At 56.9% G+C, this 17,324-nt stretch carries 16 protein-coding genes; 5 read left to right on the forward strand and 11 right to left on the reverse strand.

Annotated elements, in window-relative coordinates; translation table 11 throughout:
* Nucleotides 1-5: 5 nt before the first annotated feature.
* From artJ to FOV68_RS07985, 3 genes are all read right to left on the reverse strand, one after another.
* A complete protein-coding gene (artJ, locus tag FOV68_RS07975) occupies nucleotides 6-737 on the reverse strand; it encodes an arginine ABC transporter substrate-binding protein (RefSeq protein WP_143990585.1) in 732 nt (243 codons plus the stop codon).
* A 15-nt stretch (nucleotides 738-752) separates the two neighbouring features.
* Nucleotides 753-1,481 carry an arginine ABC transporter ATP-binding protein ArtP gene (artP, locus tag FOV68_RS07980; RefSeq protein ID WP_010254433.1) on the reverse strand — a complete coding sequence of 243 codons (729 nt, stop codon included), beginning with the start codon at nucleotides 1,479-1,481 and terminating at the stop codon, nucleotides 753-755.
* A gap of 224 nt (nucleotides 1,482-1,705) precedes the next feature.
* The gene (locus FOV68_RS07985; protein WP_031593155.1) at nucleotides 1,706-2,245 is read right to left on the reverse strand and encodes a lipoprotein; all 540 of its coding nucleotides are present in this window, start codon (nucleotides 2,243-2,245) and stop codon (nucleotides 1,706-1,708) included.
* A 106-nt stretch (nucleotides 2,246-2,351) separates the two neighbouring features.
* Between FOV68_RS07985 and FOV68_RS07990 the strand changes: the two genes are divergently transcribed.
* Together FOV68_RS07990 and FOV68_RS07995 are read left to right on the forward strand one after the other, a co-directional pair.
* Nucleotides 2,352-2,672 (forward strand): heavy metal-binding domain-containing protein, encoded by a 321-nt coding sequence (locus FOV68_RS07990; protein ID WP_003849304.1) that lies wholly within the window; start codon nucleotides 2,352-2,354, stop codon nucleotides 2,670-2,672.
* Nucleotides 2,669-3,493 (forward strand): N-acetylmuramoyl-L-alanine amidase, encoded by an 825-nt coding sequence (locus FOV68_RS07995; RefSeq protein ID WP_143990586.1) that lies wholly within the window; start codon nucleotides 2,669-2,671, stop codon nucleotides 3,491-3,493. Before FOV68_RS07990 ends, FOV68_RS07995 begins: the two co-directional genes overlap by 4 nt.
* Nucleotides 3,494-3,497: 4 nt before the next feature.
* On the opposite strand, the gene ltaE is transcribed toward FOV68_RS07995, so the two are convergent.
* From ltaE to FOV68_RS08010, 3 genes are all read right to left on the reverse strand, one after another.
* Nucleotides 3,498-4,499, reverse strand: a complete 1,002-nt coding sequence (gene ltaE / locus FOV68_RS08000) for a low-specificity L-threonine aldolase (RefSeq protein ID WP_143990587.1) — start codon at nucleotides 4,497-4,499, stop codon at nucleotides 3,498-3,500.
* A 68-nt stretch (nucleotides 4,500-4,567) separates the two neighbouring features.
* Entirely contained in the window at nucleotides 4,568-6,289 is a 1,722-nt protein-coding gene (gene poxB, locus FOV68_RS08005; protein ID WP_031593152.1) for a ubiquinone-dependent pyruvate dehydrogenase, read from the reverse strand.
* Between the two features lie 130 nt (nucleotides 6,290-6,419).
* A complete protein-coding gene (locus FOV68_RS08010) occupies nucleotides 6,420-7,319 on the reverse strand; it encodes a lysine exporter LysO family protein (RefSeq protein WP_031593151.1) in 900 nt (299 codons plus the stop codon).
* Nucleotides 7,320-7,451: 132 nt separating this feature from the next.
* On the opposite strand from FOV68_RS08010, the gene FOV68_RS08015 reads away from it, so the two are divergent.
* Entirely contained in the window at nucleotides 7,452-9,089 is a 1,638-nt protein-coding gene (locus FOV68_RS08015) for an ATP-dependent endonuclease (RefSeq protein WP_064704722.1), read from the forward strand.
* 73 nt (nucleotides 9,090-9,162) lie between these two features.
* On the opposite strand, the gene cspD is transcribed toward FOV68_RS08015, so the two are convergent.
* Nucleotides 9,163-9,384 (reverse strand): cold shock-like protein CspD, encoded by a 222-nt coding sequence (gene cspD / locus FOV68_RS08020; RefSeq protein ID WP_010254451.1) that lies wholly within the window; start codon nucleotides 9,382-9,384, stop codon nucleotides 9,163-9,165.
* A 316-nt stretch (nucleotides 9,385-9,700) separates the two neighbouring features.
* On the opposite strand from cspD, the gene clpS reads away from it, so the two are divergent.
* Both clpS and clpA read left to right on the forward strand, forming a co-directional pair.
* Entirely contained in the window at nucleotides 9,701-10,021 is a 321-nt protein-coding gene (clpS, locus tag FOV68_RS08025; RefSeq protein ID WP_031593149.1) for an ATP-dependent Clp protease adapter ClpS, read from the forward strand.
* A gap of 52 nt (nucleotides 10,022-10,073) precedes the next feature.
* On the forward strand, nucleotides 10,074-12,350 hold the full coding sequence (clpA, locus tag FOV68_RS08030; RefSeq protein WP_031593147.1) for an ATP-dependent Clp protease ATP-binding subunit ClpA: 2,277 nt from the start codon (nucleotides 10,074-10,076) through the stop codon (nucleotides 12,348-12,350).
* An 86-nt stretch (nucleotides 12,351-12,436) separates the two neighbouring features.
* Here the strand turns inward: clpA and infA are convergent, their stop codons facing one another.
* From infA to cydD, 4 genes are all read right to left on the reverse strand, one after another.
* Nucleotides 12,437-12,655, reverse strand: coding sequence for a translation initiation factor IF-1 (gene infA, locus FOV68_RS08035; RefSeq protein WP_002211347.1), 219 nt, complete (start codon nucleotides 12,653-12,655; stop codon nucleotides 12,437-12,439).
* Nucleotides 12,656-13,000: 345 nt separating this feature from the next.
* On the reverse strand, nucleotides 13,001-13,693 hold the full coding sequence (gene aat / locus FOV68_RS08040) for a leucyl/phenylalanyl-tRNA--protein transferase (RefSeq protein WP_010254921.1): 693 nt from the start codon (nucleotides 13,691-13,693) through the stop codon (nucleotides 13,001-13,003).
* Between the two features lie 33 nt (nucleotides 13,694-13,726).
* The gene (gene cydC / locus FOV68_RS08045; protein ID WP_143990588.1) at nucleotides 13,727-15,457 is read right to left on the reverse strand and encodes a cysteine/glutathione ABC transporter ATP-binding protein/permease CydC; all 1,731 of its coding nucleotides are present in this window, start codon (nucleotides 15,455-15,457) and stop codon (nucleotides 13,727-13,729) included.
* Nucleotides 15,457-17,226 carry a cysteine/glutathione ABC transporter permease/ATP-binding protein CydD gene (gene cydD / locus FOV68_RS08050; protein WP_143990589.1) on the reverse strand — a complete coding sequence of 590 codons (1,770 nt, stop codon included), beginning with the start codon at nucleotides 17,224-17,226 and terminating at the stop codon, nucleotides 15,457-15,459. Before cydD ends, cydC begins: the two co-directional genes overlap by 1 nt.
* Between the last annotated feature and the right edge of the window lie 98 nt (nucleotides 17,227-17,324).

A 17,324-nucleotide genomic window follows, 5' to 3' on the forward strand; every position in this document is an offset into this window, starting at 1 on the left:
AGAGATTACTGCTGGAACCATTTGCTGTAGATGGTTTTGTACGTGCCGTCTGCTTTGATCTTATCCAGCGCGCCATTGAATCTGGTCTGCAGATCGGTGTTACCGGTACGTACTGCAATGCCCAGGCCGGTACCAAAGTAGGCTTTGTCTGTGACTTTCTCGCCGACGGCAGCTAGTGCGGCATTCTGCTTCAGCCATTCGTTGACGACTGCGGTGTCACCGAACACAGCATCAATACGGCCATTTTTCAGATCCAGCACCGCATTCTGATAGCTGTCGTAAGGAACGGTGGTAATTTCGCTGTGTTTCTCAGTCAGGTATTTCTGATGGGTGGTGCCGTTCTGGACGCCAACCCGCTTGCCTTTCAGCGCTTCCACGCTGGCGATTTTGCCTTTCTGGGCAACAAACAGCGCGGAGTTGTCATAGTAAGGCTTGGTGAACAGGACCTGTTTTTCACGATCTGGCGTGATATCCATGCCCGCCATCACCGCATCAAAGCGACGGAATTTCAGGCTTGGGATCAGGCTGTCGAACGCCTGATTGGTGAAGGTGCAGGTCGCGTCAATCTCTTTACACAGCGCATTGGCCAGATCGACATCAAAGCCCTGAATCTTGTTGTCCGCATCCACAAACTCAAAAGGAGGATAAGAGGCTTCGGTCGCAAAACGAATCGTCTGAGCCGCCGTAGCGCTCAGGCTAAAACCAGCAAGCAGTGCAGCAAGTACCATTTTTTTCATTTTTAGCATCCTGACTTAGTGCGAAAGATAGTGAGCAAACGCCTCGGTTTGCGGCTGTGTAAAGCGGCTGGCATCGCCCTGTTCCACAATGTGACCGTTCTCCATATAGACGACGCGGCTGGCCGTTTTACGTGCCACCTCCACTTCATGGGTCACAATCACCTGGGTAATGCGGGTCTGGGCCAGTTCGCGAATGATACTGACAATCTGTGCGGTAATTTCAGGGTCCAGCGCGGCAGTCGGCTCATCGAACAGCAGCACCTGTGGCTCCATCATCAGCGCGCGGGCAATCGCCACACGCTGCTGCTGACCACCGGAGAGATGCAGCGGAAAGCGATCGCTGTAGGGCGTCAGGCGCAGCCGGTCAAGCAGCTTGTCGGCGCGGGCGCGGGCGTCGCTTTTGCTGAGGCCCAGTACCCGGCAGGGCGCTTCAATCAGATTCTGCAGCACGGTAAGATGCGGCCAGAGGTTGTACTGCTGAAACACCATACCGACGTTCTGACGCAGTTCGCGAATCGCAGCATCGGAGGGTTTCTGGCTGAAGTCGAACTGATTACCGGCAATCTGCAACTGACCTGAACGGGGTTGCTCCAGCAGGTTAAGCACCCGCAGCAGCGAACTCTTACCCGCACCGCTGGGACCCAGCAGTACCAGGGTCTCGCCTTGCGGACACTCAAGGTTGATGTCGAACAGCGCCTGATGAGCACCGTAGAAGCAGTTTATTGCGTTTAGTTGAATACTCATGCGCCAGATTTGAATAGCTATTAGTGTCGCGGATTTTAACGTCACCAGAATAGTTATGCAAATAAGGTGGGTTAAAATTTGTAAAACAGCAGGCTAACTGCAAAAGCTTAGCACAATATCATGCACAGTCTGGGGGCAGCCCGCTGCAGCGGGCCGGACGGCGGAAATAAAAAAAGCGCAGCGCCCGGGGGCGACTGCGCTTCGCTGAACGGATAAGCCTGAGGTTATTTTTTCGATTTCTCAAGCATCTGGCTAAGGCTGCCACCCTCTGCATGCGCAGGGTTGGCCATGTAGCGCACATCATCCACCACCCAGCAACTGCCCTGATGGATCATCAGCACTTCATCCTGCCACTGCTTGCCGTCGCGGCTCAGATCGACCCGCAGCGGGATGTTGCGCGCATCGCGGTTCGGAATGGTGGATGCATCAGCAACGCTGGCAGCGGTCGGACCCTGTGACAGGCTGGAGAAGAGATCGCCATTGCGCCACTGTGCGCCTGCATTGCTGCCGCTTGCCGACTGCAATGAGTGGTACAGCGCATCACTCAGGTAAGGGCGATATTTTGCCAGGGTGTTGCTGTCGGGCAGACCCTGCGTAGGCTGTTCGATACGCAGGTCGTAAAACTGCTGGGCCACCTGGTCAGGACCGCCTTCAATGCACGGTGCGGTACGTGGGCCATTATCCTTAATGACTGGCTCAACGGTGGTACAGGCGCTGAGCAGCAGGGCTGCCGGGATCATTAGCGCAAACGCGTTGTTTCTCATCTCGATTTCCTTATGGTTCTCTGGCAAGGTGCCCTTTTTAGCATAGAGTATAGCCGTGCTTTTTAGTCGAAAGAGCCTTAGCCCGGTTTTCAACAAGGAGAATGCGATGAAATTTTCAACAACCCCAACGCTGGAAGGTCACAGCATCAGCGAATATTGCGGCGTCGTCACCGGTGAAGCGATTCTGGGTGCCAACATCTTCCGTGATTTTTTTGCTGGCATCCGTGATGTGGTCGGTGGCCGCTCCGGTGCTTATGAGAAAGAGCTGCGCAAAGCGCGAGAGATCGCGTTTGAAGAGCTGGAGGAGCAGGCAAAAGCGCTGGGCGCCAACGCAGTAGTCGGTATCGATATTGATTACGAAACGGTCGGCAAAGATGGCAGCATGCTGATGGTAAGTGTCAGCGGTACGGCGGTGATCATTCGTTGAAACGGTGGCTGTGGCTGATACTGGCGCTGCTGCTGGCGGGCTGCCAGTCCTGGATAGAATCCCGTGACGGCTACTGGGCCGATCTGCGGCATCCGGCGCAGGGCGCGCGACCGCGGGTGAAGGTGATAGTGATCCACTACACCGCCGAAGATTTTTCTTCGTCGCTGGCGACCCTGACCGATCGGGAGGTCAGCGCCCACTATCTGATCCCCCGCCAGCCGCCACAGCGCGCCGGGAAAGGCATTATCTGGCAGCTGGTGCCGGAGCAGCAGCTCGCCTGGCATGCCGGGCCAAGCTTCTGGCACGGAGCCAGCCGCATCAATGACACATCGATTGGTATCGAACTGGTGAACCAGGGTTATCGCCGGACCCTGACCGGTCTTGAATGGCAGCCGTTTACCGCTGCGCAGATCACCACGCTGGAGGCGCTGCTGCGCGATGTTGCACAGCGCTACGGCATCGCACCGGAAAATATTGTCGGTCACAGTGATATCGCGCCGCAGCGTAAGCAGGATCCCGGCCCACTATTTCCGTGGCAACAGCTGGCCCAGCGCGGAATGGGTGCCTGGCCCGATGCCCGGCAGGTCGCGTTTCATTTAGCGGGTCAGGATCCGCACGCGGTGGTGCCCGTGGAGCCACTACTGGAAAGTTTGCAGCGCTACGGCTATCCGGTGACGGCAGGGATGAGCGCGCGTGAACAGCAGAGGGTAATCGCCGCGTTTCAGATGCATTTCCGGCCTGCGGATTATCGCGGGCAGCCCGATGCAGAAACCGCGGCGATAGCCGCCGCGCTACTGGATAAATATGGCGCGGCGCAATAGCGGATTATTGGTGTAAAAACGCCTTCCAGTGGGCGACGACCTGCGCCAGCGCCGCACGATCAGCATCCAGATGGGTGACCAGACGGGTGCGGGTTCCTGCGCTGATTAACACCCCGCGCGCCTTCATCCACTCACCTAATGGTTTGACCTGGGCTTCCGGCACCGCCACAAACAGCATGTTGGTCTGCTGATCGATGACCTGAACGCCCAGCTCATGCAACTGCTGTCCCAGCCAGGCGGCATTATCATGATCCTCCTGCAGCCGCGCCACGTTGTGTTCTAACGCATAGAGACCCGCCGCCGCCAGAATACCGGCCTGGCGCATGCCGCCGCCGGTCATTTTACGCCAGCGACGTGCGCGCTCAATCAGCGCCGTGTCGCCACAGAGCAGAGAACCGACAGGCGTGCCCAGACCTTTAGAGAGACAGATTGTCAGGGTGTCGCAGTAGCGGGCAATCGCTGCCAGCGTGGTCTGCTGCGCGACTACCGCATTGAAAATGCGTGCGCCATCAATGTGCAGCGCCAGCTGGTGCTCGCGGGTAAAAGTCCACGCCTGTTCCAGATACGCCAGCGGCAGGACTTTACCGTGATGCGTGTTCTCCAGACTCAGCAGGCGGGTGCGGGCAAAGTGAATATCGTCCGGCTTGATGGCGGCCGCTACTACGTCGAGCGGCAGAGTGCCATCGTCGGCAGCCAGCACTGGCTGCGGCTGAATACTGCCCAGCACTGCCGCGCCGCCCGCCTCATATTTGTAGTTGTGCGCCTGCTGACCCACGATATATTCATCGCCGCGTTCGCAATGGCTGAGTAGTGCCACCAGATTCGCCTGGGTGCCGGTCGGGAAAAACAGCGCCGCTGCTTTGCCGCTTAGCCGTGCGGCTTCCGCCTCCAGCGCATTTACGGTGGGGTCGTCACGGTAGACGTCATCACCGGTCTCGGCAGACATCATCGCGCTTAACATGGCGGCGCTGGGCCGGGTTACGGTATCACTGCGTAAATCGATCACCCTATGCTCCTGAACGTGGCGAAAGAAAAAAAGGCGGGCATCACGCCCGCCTGGATGGAGTCTCTGTTTTACCGCAGCCAGTTGGTTTTCGCCAGTTCTACCACCTCATCACCGCGACCATTCATGATGGCGCGCAGCATGTAGAGACTGAAGCCTTTAGCCTGCTCCATTTTGATCTCCGGCGGCATCGCCAGTTCCTCTTTGGCGGTAATGACATCCACCAGCACCGGGCCATCGTGGGCAAACGCTTGCTCCAGCGCGCCATTGAGATCAGATGCCTTTTCGACCCGGATACCCCGGATACCGCAGGCCTTGGCGATAGCGGCAAAGTCAGGATTCTCCAGCTCGGTGCCATCGGTGAGATAGCCACCCGCTTTCATCTCCATCGCCACAAACCCCAGCACGCTGTTGTTAAAGATCACCAGTTTGACCGGCATTTTCAGTTGCGCCAGTGAGATAAAATCCCCCATCAGCATGCTGAAGCCGCCGTCGCCACACAGTGCCACCACCTGACGATTGCGATCGATCGACTGCGCGCCCAGCGCCTGTGGCATCGCGTTCGCCATTGAGCCGTGGTTAAACGAACCCAGCAGGCGACGTCTGCCGTTCATCTTCAGATAGCGCGCCGCCCAGACGGTCGGTGTCCCGACATCGCAGGTAAAGATGGCGTCATCACTGGCGTAGTGGCTGATCTGCTGTGCCAGATATTGCGGATGGATAGGCTGCTTATCGTTGGGCTGCGCCAGCTCGTCCAGACTTTTACGTGCCTCGACATAGTGCTTAACCGCGCTGTCGAGATGGCTGCGATCGCTTTTGTGCGTCAGTTGCGGCAGCAGCGCCTGCAGTGTGCTTTTTACATCGCCGACATAGGCCTGATCGACGTGACAATGTGACCCAAGGCTGCCCGGATTGATATCAATCTGGATGATTTTAGCCTTTTCCGGATAGAAGGCGCGATAGGGGAACTGCGTGCCCAGCAATACCAGCGTCCCGGCATTCATCATGGCGTGAAAACCGGATGAGAAACCGATCAGACCGGTCATGCCGACATCATAAGGGTTGTCATATTCGATGTGTTCTTTGCCGCGCAGCGCATGGACGATAGGGGCTTTCAGCGCTTCTGCCAGCGCTACCACCTCCTGATGCGCTCCGGCGCAGCCACTGCCGCACAGCAGCGTAATATCGCTGGCTTCGTTCAGCGTCTGCGCCAGCTGCGCCAGTTCGGCGGGCTGTGGCAGGACCTGCGGCAACTGTGGCGGATACCATTCCGCGCTGGCGCTTTCTGGCGCCAGTTTAAGCGCGACATCCCCAGGCAGCACCACCACCGAGACACCACGATTCAGAATTGCTTTACGCATCGCGATGCCCAGTACCTGCGGTAGCTGCTCAGGATTCGAAACCAGTTCGCAGTAGTGGCTGCATTCGCGGAACAGCTCCTGCGGATGGGTTTCCTGAAAATAGCCGCTGCCGATTTCGCTGGAGGGAATATGTGCCGCAATTGCCAGAACAGGAACGCGGTTACGATGGCAATCGAATAGACCGTTGATCAGATGTAAGTTGCCTGGCCCACAGGAGCCGGCGCAGACCGCCAGTTCACCGCTGATGTGCGCTTCCGCGCCCGCTGCGAATGCGGCGACTTCTTCATGGCGCGTCGGCATCCATTCAATGGTGCCCATGCGATTAAGACTGTCGCTCAGGCCGTTAAGGGAATCCCCGGTGACGCCCCAGATGCGTTTTACGCCCGCGCTTTCCAGCGTTTTGGCGACCAGCGCCGCGACGGTTTGTTTCATGCTCTTCTCCTTTGTCGGCCCGCCCTGAAGAGTGACGTGACCAGAACCGAAAAAAGAAGCGTAGACGACGCGGCAGAAAAGCAGGCGTGAAAAAATGCGCTGGCAGAGCTCCGCGCATATCAGACAGGATTCAGGCGGAGAAGAGAGCGATGAGAATCGGGGCCAGCAGGCTCATCACAAAGCCGTGCACAATGGCGGCCGGGACGATCTCATTGCCGCCCGCCCGCTGCAGCACCGGCAGGGTAAAGTCCATTGAGGTGGCGCCACACAGGCCCAGTGCGCTGGAGCGATGACGGCCAATCAACGCCGGAATAAGCATGATTGCCACCAGTTCACGTATCAGGTCGTTGAAGAAGGCGGCGCTGCCGATGACCGGACCAAAAGCTTCGGTCATCAGAATGCCGGAGAGAGAGTACCAGCCAAAACCGCTGGCTAACGCCAGACCGGTTTTCAGCGGCACGCCCAGCAGCAACGCCGCAATCATGCCGCCGATAAGTGCGCTGACCAGCACTACGCTGGCAACCAGCAGGCCACGACGGTTCAGGATAATCTGACGCAGCGTCATGCCGCTGCCGCGCAGCTGAATGCCCACCAGAAACAGCAGGAAGATCAGCGCATATTCGCTGGCCGTCGAGGCGTGTTGCAGCAGTGGCCATTGGGTCAGGCCAAGCAGAAAACCGATGACAACCACGCCGCACAGCTTCAGAGAGTCCAGCGCCATATGCAGCCGCGAGGGCAGTTTCTCCTGCCGATGCGCATGCTGCCAGGGAGCATATTTTTCCAGCCCGCGCAGCGCCAGCAGGTTGCACAGCAGAATGCAGAATGCCGCTACCAGCGCGGTGTAAAATACCGCCAGCAGATTGCTGCTCAGGTTGTCGAGAAAGGCCAGGCTGATGCCCATAAAGAACAGAATGACGTAAACCATCCAGCCCAGCAGCTGATTGACCCGGCGCAGGGTTGAAGTTTGACGGAACGGTAGCAGCCAGCCGGCGATCAGCGGCAGAAGAATAATCAGGAGTCCGGAGTACATAGCGATAAGGGCCATCCATGGAGGAAGAGGCCACACGCTAGCGAAAAAGCGTAACGGAGTAAACCCTGAGAAAGCAGCTTGACCGGCTCGCTGGCGGCAACCATGCTGTTTATAAACTGAGGATGGGCGCCTATGATTCTGGAACATATCGACATTCGCGGTTTCCGCGGCATCAATAAGCTCTCACTGCCTTTAACCCAGACCAATCTACTGATTGGTGAGAACGCCTGGGGCAAATCCAGTCTGCTGGATGCCCTGAGCCTGTTACTTTCGCCCCATGAACCGGCCTATGTTTTTACCGAGGCTGATTTCCATTTCACCCCAGGCGATGTGACCGATGCGATGCGCCGCCTGTCGGTGGTGTTCCACTTTCGCGATGACGGCAACGACCCGGATGCGGTGCTCTCGACCTTCTGGCAGCGTGATGCTCAGGGCCAGCGTCAGCTCTGTTACAGCGTCAGCGCCACCTGGCGTGACAGCGGTATCGAAACCCGGCGCCGTTTTGTTGACCTGAACTATCAGCTGTTGCCTGAGCAGAACTGCGCGGCGGCCATCGATCTTTTGCTGAAACGGTATCCTGTTCTGCGATTGCGCGATGCGCGTTTCAGTAAGCGGACGCGGAGTAGTGCACCGCTCCCCACCGCACATCCTGAGCTACTGGCGGGTATGGAGACGCTGGCGCGCGATCTGGAGCACCATCCGCAACAGCTCAGCGATGAGGTGCTGCGGCAGGGGCTGAAGACGATGCAGCAACTGATGCAGCACTACTTTCTGGTGCAGCCGCCCGATGCGGGCAACGAGGTCAGGCTACGGGATCCGCAGACGCGCGAGGGGGGACAGGGATGGCGGGCGCTGGATCACCTGAATCAGCTGATTGCCGGAACCGACTCCCGCAGTCGTCAGCTGATTCTGCTGCAGATGTTTACCCTGCTGATTGAGGCGCGAGGAGACGTCCCGCTGACCGCCGGTGCCCGCCCGCTGCTGCTGATTGAAGATCCGGAAACCCGGCTGCATCCGATTATGCTGTCGGTAGCATGGAATCTGCTGAGGCTGCTGCCGCTGCAAAAAATCGCCACCACTAATTCGCCGGAGCTGCTGTCGCAGGTGCCGGTGGAAAACGTCTGTCGTCTGGTGCGGGGACCCTCGCGCGTAGCGGCCTGGCGTATCGGTCCGGAGGGACTGAGTGCCGAAGAGAGCCGGCGCATTGGCTTCCATATTCGGGTCAACCGGCCTGCTGCGCTGTTTGCCCGTTGCTGGCTGCTGGTGGAGGGGGAAACCGAAGTCTGGATCATGAATGAGCTGGCGCAGCAGTGCGGTTACAACTTCGCCGCTGAAGGCGTGAAGGTGATTGAGTTTGCGCAGTCGGGGTTAAAGCCGCTACTGAAGTTTGCCCGGCGCATGGGTATCGCCTGGCATGTCCTGACTGACGGTGATCAGGCGGGGAATAAATATGCCAGTACGGCACGCACTCAGTTACAGCCGGGTGAACCGGAGCCGCGTTTTCTGACGCAGTTACCGGCGCTGGATATGGAAAATTTTCTCTATCAGCACGGTTTTCAGGATGTCTATCATCAGATGGCGCACCTGCCGTTAAACGTTCCGATGAGTTCCAGGCGTATTATTACTAAGGCGATTCACCAGAGCTCCAAGCCGGAACTGGCGATCGCAGTGGCTACGTCAGCGGCGGAACGCGGGCCAGAAGCCATCCCGCCGTTGATGCGACAGATGTTTGCCCGGGTGATTGGACTGGCGCAGGGCCAGGCAGATTAGGTGACATCGAACAGGAAAATGCCAGCGGCACTGGCTGGCATTTTTGGGTCTTTGTTCCGAAAGGCGATATGTGTCAGGCCACGGCCTGCACCTCGACCGGCACGATCAGGCTGGCGTGATTGCCTTTCGGGCCTTCGTGGACATCGAACTGAACCTGCTGGCCTGCCTTTAGCGTGCGGTAGCCTTCCATCTGAATGGTGGAGTAGTGCGCAAAAATATCTTCGCCACCGCCAATCGGACAGATAAAGCCAAAGCCTTTGGAATTGTTGAACCATTTAACTGTGCCCGTCTCCATGCTTTTACTTCCCTCGCAAGACATTTTATAAGTAGGTGAGGTCATCGAAGCTGTGAGTCGGATTTGATTAAAACTCAATCAGCCTGTGCAGCTAGAATGTAGAGAAAGCGCGGCTGACGTCAAGCAAACCACCGGGCCAGGTGGGGAAAAAATCATCAAAATTTGAGGCAGTTAACGCTATTGCGAATTTTGTGATGCAGGTCGCGCAGGGGAATTTCTGAATAAATTTTCAGCAGCGGCATGCGGCTTGACAGGCATGTTAAACTCTCAATATGTAGCTACTTAAAGGCTAAAAGCAAAATCTCAACGGAACACTATGGCAAACGCAAACGACTGGCTTAACTTTGAACATCTGGCCGAAGATAAAGTACGTGAAGGGTTAAAGCCGCCTTCTATGTATAAAGTCATTCTGAATAATGACGATTATACACCTATGGAATTTGTTATTGACGTTGTACAAAAGTTCTTTTCTTATGATGTTGAACGTGCAACGCAGCTGATGTTGAAAGTTCACTATCACGGCAAGGCGATCTGTGGTGTATTTACTGCAGAAGTCGCCGAAACAAAAGCGGCCCAGGTGAACAACTATGCACGGGAAAATCATCATCCGTTGCTGTGTACGCTGGAAAAGGCCTGAACCCGTCTCCATATAGGAAACAGGTAAGGGCGATAATTGGGGGAGGTGCCTAATGCTCAATCAAGAACTGGAACTCAGTTTAAATATGGCTTTCGCCAGAGCGCGTGAGCACCGTCATGAGTTTATGACCGTCGAGCATCTGTTACTGGCGTTGCTCAGTAACCCGTCGGCCAGAGAGGCACTGGAAGCCTGTACGGTGGACATTGTGGCTCTGCGGCAGGAACTCGAAGCCTTCATCGAACAAACTACGCCCGTGCTGCCTGCCAGCGAAGAGGAGCGTGATACACAACCCACGCTCAGCTTCCAGCGCGTCCTGCAGCGTGCGGTTTTCCATGTCCAGTCATCCGGTCGCAGCGAAGTCTCCGGTGCGAATGTGCTGGTCGCCATTTTCAGCGAGCAGGAGTCGCAAGCGGCCTATCTGCTTCGCAAACATGAAGTGAGCCGCCTTGATGTGGTGAATTTCATCTCTCACGGTACGCGCAAAGATGAGCCCGGCCAGGCGCCAGGCGCAGAAAATCCGGTTAACGAAGAGCAAGCAGGCGGGGAGGAGCGTATGGAAAACTTCACCACCAATCTTAATCAGCTTGCTCGCGTCGGTGGTATTGATCCACTGATTGGTCGCGATAAAGAGCTGGAACGTACCGTTCAGGTGCTATGCCGTCGCCGTAAAAATAACCCGCTGCTGGTGGGTGAGTCGGGTGTGGGTAAAACCGCCATTGCTGAAGGTCTCGCCTGGCGCATAGAGCAGGGCGATGTACCGGAAGTGATGAAAGACTGCACGATCTACTCGCTGGATATCGGTTCGTTATTAGCCGGCACCAAGTACCGTGGTGACTTTGAAAAACGTTTCAAAGCGCTGCTGAAGCAGCTGGAGCAGGACGAACACAGCATTCTGTTTATCGATGAGATCCATACCATCATTGGTGCGGGTGCCGCGTCCGGCGGCCAGGTCGATGCTGCGAACCTGATCAAACCTCTTCTTTCCTCTGGCAAGATTCGGGTGATGGGTTCCACCACCTATCAGGAATTCAGCAACATCTTTGAAAAAGATCGTGCCCTGGCGCGTCGCTTCCAGAAGATTGATATCACGGAGCCTTCATCTGAAGAGACCGTGCAGATCCTGAATGGCCTGAAGACCAAGTACGAAGCGCATCACGATGTGCGCTATACCGCGAAAGCGGTGCGCGCAGCGGTGGAACTGGCGGTGAAATATATCAACGACCGTCATTTGCCTGACAAGGCGATTGATGTGATTGATGAAGCGGGTGCGCGTGCGCGCCTGATGCCAGCCAGTAAGCGCAAGAAAACCATCAACGTCTCTGACATTGAAACGGTGGTGGCCCGTATTGCCCGTATTCCTGAGCAAAGCGTGTCAGCAAGCGACCGCGATACGCTGAAAAATCTGGGCGATCGTCTGAAGATGCTGGTGTTTGGCCAGGACAATGCGATTGAGGCGCTGACGGAAGCGATCAAAATGAGCCGTGCAGGTCTGGGTCAGGATCGTAAGCCGGTTGGTTCCTTCCTGTTTGCCGGGCCTACCGGTGTCGGTAAAACGGAAGTCACCGTGCAGCTGGCGAAAGCGCTGGGTATTGAGCTGCTGCGCTTTGATATGTCCGAGTATATGGAGCGTCACACCGTCAGCCGTTTGATTGGTGCGCCTCCGGGTTACGTCGGCTTTGATCAGGGCGGCCTGCTGACGGATGCGGTGATTAAGCATCCTCATGCGGTGGTGTTGCTGGATGAGATAGAGAAAGCACACCCGGATGTCTTCAACCTGCTGCTGCAGGTGATGGATAACGGTATGCTGACCGACAACAATGGTCGCAAAGCGGACTTCCGCAACGTGGTGCTGGTCATGACCACTAACGCCGGTGTCCGCGAGACTGAACGTAAGTCGATTGGCCTGATTCATCAGGACAACAGCACCGATGCCATGGAAGAGATCAAAAAGATGTTTTCTCCAGAGTTTCGTAACCGTCTCGACAACATTATCTGGTTCAGTCACCTGTCACCAGAGGTGATCCATCAGGTGGTCGACAAGTTCATTGTCGAGTTGCAGGCGCAGCTGGATGCCAAAGGCGTGTCGCTGGAAGTCAGCGATGAAGCACGCGACTGGCTTGCTGAGAAAGGCTATGACAAAGCGATGGGCGCTCGTCCGATGGCGCGCACCGTGCAGGACAGCCTGAAGAAACCGTTAGCCAATGAACTGCTGTTTGGTTCGCTGGTGGATGGCGGCTCGGTGTCAGTGGCGCTGGATCGTGAGAAAGGTGAACTGACCTATCACTTCCTGAGTGCTGAAAAACGCAAAACCGAAGGCACGGTGCATTAATCACCTGCTGCAGATATGAAAAAGGCCGGATTAAAATCCGGCCTTTTTTTTCGCTGCAAATTGCAGAGCGATGAGATTACTGCAAATTAGCGACTACGGAAGACAATGCGGCCTTTGCTCAGGTCGTACGGGGTCAGCTCAACGGTCACTTTGTCACCCGTCAGGATGCGGATGTAGTTTTTGCGCATTTTACCGGAGATATGAGCAGTAACCACGTGTCCGTTCTCAAGTTCTACGCGGAACATGGTGTTAGGTAACGTATCCAGTACGGTACCTTGCATTTCAATATTGTCTTCTTTGGCCATCGAATCCTCTGGGTGTACTACCTTTCAGTTGAACCGGCAAGATAATGCCCAATTCAACGATTTATGTAAAGAACCGTCGGCGATTTTGCCAACGCTTTGCCGGGGTGTACGTCAGTCGCGCGCATCCGGTAAAATTAGGGTGTTTATGTGACGTCTGCGGGGGATTAGCGGGCTAAGAATCTGTATCAACCGGTTACACGCGCACGATTGAAAACAGTTCCGAGAGTGCGTTGAGATTCCCAGCCTGGCAATTCCGGCTCGTTATTGCGAAGCGCGGACGACATACCAAACTCGACCATTATACCACTTAATACGCCTTTATGTGTGCAAAACATCTCTGTGCGACTAAAAAAGGGTTTGTGTCTGCCAGCAGCCATCGCTGACAGGCTGGCACGCAAGGCTTTGTACATATTGCAGATAGTCGGCGCGCGGGATCTCCTGCGCCCCCAAAGAGGCCGTATGAGGGTTAAGTACCTGACAATCCACCAGACGGCCCTGATGTCTGAGGAAATGCTGACAAAATACCCAAAGTGCGGTTTTGGACGCATTCTGCTGACGGCTGAACATTGATTCGCCGCAGAAGATTTGCCCCATCGCCAGCCCATACATGCCACCTGCCAGCTGATGTTCATCCCACACCTCAATGGAGTGGGCGTGGCCCAGTTCATACAATCGCAACCAGGCGCGCTTCATTTCAAAGGTGATCCAGGTGCCTTCCTCACGACCGGTGGCACAGCCCTCGATCACCTCTGCAAATGACTCATTCATCGTCACCCGATAGGGCGAACGGCTGTGGAAACGCTTCATACTCCGGCTGAGATGAAACTGCTCAGGCAACAGCACTGCACGGGGATCGGGCGACCACCAGAGAATCGGGTCGCCAGAGGAAAACCACGGAAAGATGCCGCGCTGATAAGCGTTAAGTAAGCGGGCAGGGGAGAGATCACCCCCCATGGCCAGCAGGCCGTTTGGCTCGCGCAGCGCCATCTCCGGTGGGGGAAATTGCAAAGATTCCCGTGACAGTTGTACCAGTCTCATCGCGTTATGTTACCCATCAGCATTTCGCTAAGACTATAGCGCAATCCGCTGCCGGAAACGCCAGTACCGACCTGCTTTTGAGATTAATTCGGCATGACTTCCCTGTTCCACAATTACGCCATTATCCATCACGCAGATGCGATCCATCTGCTCCAGGCCGCTAAGTCGGTGCGTGACCATTATCACGGTCTTGCCAGCAGTCAGCCGCTGCAGCAGGGTGAGGATATGCTGCTCGGTAGTGGCATCCAGTCCTTCGGTGGGTTCATCCAGCAGCCAGAGATCGCCGTCATGCAGTAACGCACGCGCCAGCGCCAGCCGACGCAGTTCGCCGCCTGACAGCGGGCGACCGCCTTCTCCCATCCAGGCGTTTAATTCTTCCGGGCTCTCAAGCAGGCGCTGCAGGCCGACGTCATTCAGCACGCGGCGTAACTGCTCATCAGTAGCATCGGGACAGGCCAGCAGTAAGTTATCACGCAGGCTCTGACTGAAGAGATGAACCCGCTGAGTCACTATACTGATGCGCTGACGCAGCGCTGGCTCTGACCATGCGGTGATCGGCAGGTCATTCAGGCTGATGACACCGTGCTGGCTATCCCAGCCACGGGTTAACAGCGCCAGCAGAGTGGATTTGCCGCAGCCGGTCGGCCCCAGCAGTGCAATGTGTTCACCGGCTGCCACCTTAAGGGTAAAGCGGTTTAACACCTTATCCGGGCGGTAGGGATAGCTGAAGTCGAGCTGATCGATATCAACCGCGAGTCGTCCTGGCCGGGCGTCTGAATCTGCCGGAAAGGTGATAGCGGGTGACTGATCGATAATGTCATTGACCCGCTGAGCGGCATTTATCACCTGCGACATGGGCAGAAAGGCCCCCGCAACCGGTGCCAGCGCCTCGAAAGCAGCCAGCGCGCAAAACACTACCAGTGCAATCAGCGAGCCGGGCAACTGCTGCTGGCTGATAGTCGCCGCACTGAGCCAGAGCAACAGTGTGACGGTTACGCCGCTGATCAGCAGCAGCAGGCTCTGTGCCGCAGCATGCAAGCGCTGTTGCTGGCTCTGAGCCTGCTGCCAGCGCTGTTCATCTTCATCAAGTCGCTGACGCCAGCCCCGCGAGGCACCGTACAGGGTGAGTTCAGCCTGAGCCGCCAGCCACTGCATCAGCTGTAAGCGCCAGCGGGCGCGCCCACGGGCAATCGCGCCGCCTGCAGGCGATCCCAGACGGTAAAACAGTGCTGGCATCACCACCAGTGTACTCAGCATAATGCCGCCCAGCGTCAGTGCCAGCTGAACATCGATGAAGCTCATTCCAAGGGTAACCACGACAATCACCACCAGTGCACCGAGCAGCGGAGAGATGACACGCAGATAGAGGTGATCCAGCGTATCGACATCGGCCACGAAGCGGTTGAGCAGGTCCGCCTGCCGGAACCGCGAAAGCTGGCCCGGCGAAAGGGCCATCAGGCGACTGAATGTGTGGACACGCAGATGCTGAAGAACCCTGAATGTTGCATCGTGGCTGACCAGACGTTCAGCATAGCGTGTGGCAGTGCGAATGATGGCGGCGCCACGCACGCCTGCCGCAGGCAGCATATAGTTGAAGGTATAGAGACCGGCTACGCCTGCCACTGACGAGGCGGCCAGAAACCAGCCTGAAAGCGTCAGCAGACCGATACTGGCCAGCAGGGTAACAATCGCCAGCACGATGCCCAGCGCCAGGCGATAAGGGTGGCGCAGCCAGAGACGAAGAAAAGGACGCAATGCGGACATCAGCGAATCTCCTGTTGACGATGCTTCAGCATCTCACTGAAAGCACCCGGCTGTTGCGAAAGCTGCTGCCAGTTACCCTGTTGCACCAGCTTACCGGCTTCCATTACCCAGAGGGTCTGCCAGTGACTTAGCGTATCAATCTGATGGGTTATCATCAGCGTGGTCTGGCGGGCTGCCGCCTGGTTAAGTGCCAGCATCACATGACGTTCACTGAGCGCATCCAGGCTGGCTGCGGGTTCATCGAGCAGCAAAAAATGCGAGGATTTATAGAGTGCGCGCGCGACCGCGACCCGCTGCGCCTGACCCACCGACAGCTGATTACCGCCATCGCCTGGCAGGGTGTCAATGCCCTGGGGCAGACGAGGCAGGAACTCATTAATGCCGCACGACTCCAGTAGCGCCGCAAAACGCTCGTCATCCCAGGCCGCATTCATCACGATGTTGTCGCGTATGGTGGCGGCCGGTAACTGAGGATTCTGTCCTACCCAACTGAGCTGCTGATGCCAGTCACTCCGTCGTATATCGCGGAGTTCAACGCCATTCGCTTTCAGCGAACCCTGATAAGGCAGAAAACCGAGCAGGGCGTTCATCAGGGCCGTTTTACCGGCCCCGCTTTGACCGACCAGCGCAATCTGTTCGCCTGGGGCGACAGTAAAAGAGAGCGGGCCGCACAACACCTGACCATCAGGCGCACAGACACGCAGATCTTCGGCGGTAAGTGCGATTGAGCGATCGGCAGTGAAGGGCAACTGGCCTTCCTGCGGCGCGGCGGCGGGCGTCGCCTGCATAAAGGCTTCAAGGGCATCGGCACCGCCTACAGCCTGGGCTTTGGCGTGATAGAAAGCGCCGAGATCGCGCAGCGGCTGGAAAAACTCCGGGGCGAGGATCAGCACCAGAAAGCCGGCAAACAGTGTTACGCCCTGGCCGTAATCACCGAAATGCAATTCGCCCAGATAGGAGAAACCAAAGTAGACGGCCACCACGGCAATCGCCAGCGAGGCAAAAAACTCCAGTACGGCAGAGGAGAGAAAGGCTAAGCGCAGCACTTCCATGGTGCGCTGGCGAAAATCGGTGGTGGCGGCGGCAACCGCCTGCTGCTCAGCTGCGCCACGATGAAACAGCCGCAGCGTCTCTCTGCCGCGCAGGCGGTCGAGAAAGTTACCGCTCAGGCGGGCCAGCACCAGGAAGTTCCGGCGGTTAGCCTCGGCCGCACCCATCCCGACCAGCGCCATAAACAGCGGAATCAGTGGCGCGGTGGCAAACAGGATCAGACCCGCCGTCCAGTTGAGCGGAAAAATAGTCAGCAGAATGCAGCAGGGGATCAGCACCGCCAGGGTCATCTGCGGCAGATAGCGCGCGTAATATTCCTGCATCTCTTCGATCTGCTCCAGCAGCAGCGTCGCCCAGCTGCCGGCTGGCTTTCCCTGAATCCACGCCGGCCCCAGATCAGATAACCGATCTAATACCTGCTGACGTAAAGCCTGACGGATAGCCTGCCCGGCACGATAACCGGTCAGTTCACGGGCATAGTTAATCAGGGCGCGAAGCACAAAGCAGAGCAGTAACAGCAGGATGCTGACTGTCAGCGCTTCACGCGGCTGCTGGTCAATAATCAGAGCCTGCAGCAGCGAGGCCAGTAAACCCGCCTGAGCAATAATCAGAAGTGCACTTGCCATGCCCAGCAGGGTGTTGAGTCGCAACCAGCGACCGGCGAAATGACGTTGCTGACGAAGCCAGCGGGTAAGATGCTGCTGCCGCGATTTGTCCATGCGAGACCATGATGAATGTCGATGACGGGTGAAAATGGAAAGACATTTCCATCTCTTCAGGCGCAAGAATCTAGCATGAGAGCAATAAAAAAGGCGAC

The organism is Pantoea sp. paga, assembly GCF_007558755.1.
Taxonomy (GTDB): domain Bacteria; phylum Pseudomonadota; class Gammaproteobacteria; order Enterobacterales; family Enterobacteriaceae; genus Pantoea; species Pantoea agglomerans.

Coding starts and splice junctions, on each gene's coding strand:
- artJ (WP_143990585.1), bottom strand. CDS start 737: ATGAAAAAAATGGTACTTGCTGCACTGCTTGCTGGTTTTAGCCTGAGC.
- artP (WP_010254433.1), bottom strand. CDS start 1,481: ATGAGTATTCAACTAAACGCAATAAACTGCTTCTACGGTGCTCATCAG.
- FOV68_RS07985 (WP_031593155.1), bottom strand. CDS start 2,245: ATGAGAAACAACGCGTTTGCGCTAATGATCCCGGCAGCCCTGCTGCTC.
- FOV68_RS07990 (WP_003849304.1), top strand. CDS start 2,352: ATGAAATTTTCAACAACCCCAACGCTGGAAGGTCACAGCATCAGCGAA.
- poxB (WP_031593152.1), bottom strand. CDS start 6,289: ATGAAACAAACCGTCGCGGCGCTGGTCGCCAAAACGCTGGAAAGCGCG.
- FOV68_RS08010 (WP_031593151.1), bottom strand. CDS start 7,319: ATGTACTCCGGACTCCTGATTATTCTTCTGCCGCTGATCGCCGGCTGG.
- FOV68_RS08015 (WP_064704722.1), top strand. CDS start 7,452: ATGATTCTGGAACATATCGACATTCGCGGTTTCCGCGGCATCAATAAG.
- cspD (WP_010254451.1), bottom strand. CDS start 9,384: ATGGAGACGGGCACAGTTAAATGGTTCAACAATTCCAAAGGCTTTGGC.
- clpS (WP_031593149.1), top strand. CDS start 9,701: ATGGCAAACGCAAACGACTGGCTTAACTTTGAACATCTGGCCGAAGAT.
- clpA (WP_031593147.1), top strand. CDS start 10,074: ATGCTCAATCAAGAACTGGAACTCAGTTTAAATATGGCTTTCGCCAGA.
- infA (WP_002211347.1), bottom strand. CDS start 12,655: ATGGCCAAAGAAGACAATATTGAAATGCAAGGTACCGTACTGGATACG.
- aat (WP_010254921.1), bottom strand. CDS start 13,693: ATGAGACTGGTACAACTGTCACGGGAATCTTTGCAATTTCCCCCACCG.
- cydC (WP_143990588.1), bottom strand. CDS start 15,457: ATGTCCGCATTGCGTCCTTTTCTTCGTCTCTGGCTGCGCCACCCTTAT.
- cydD (WP_143990589.1), bottom strand. CDS start 17,226: ATGGACAAATCGCGGCAGCAGCATCTTACCCGCTGGCTTCGTCAGCAA.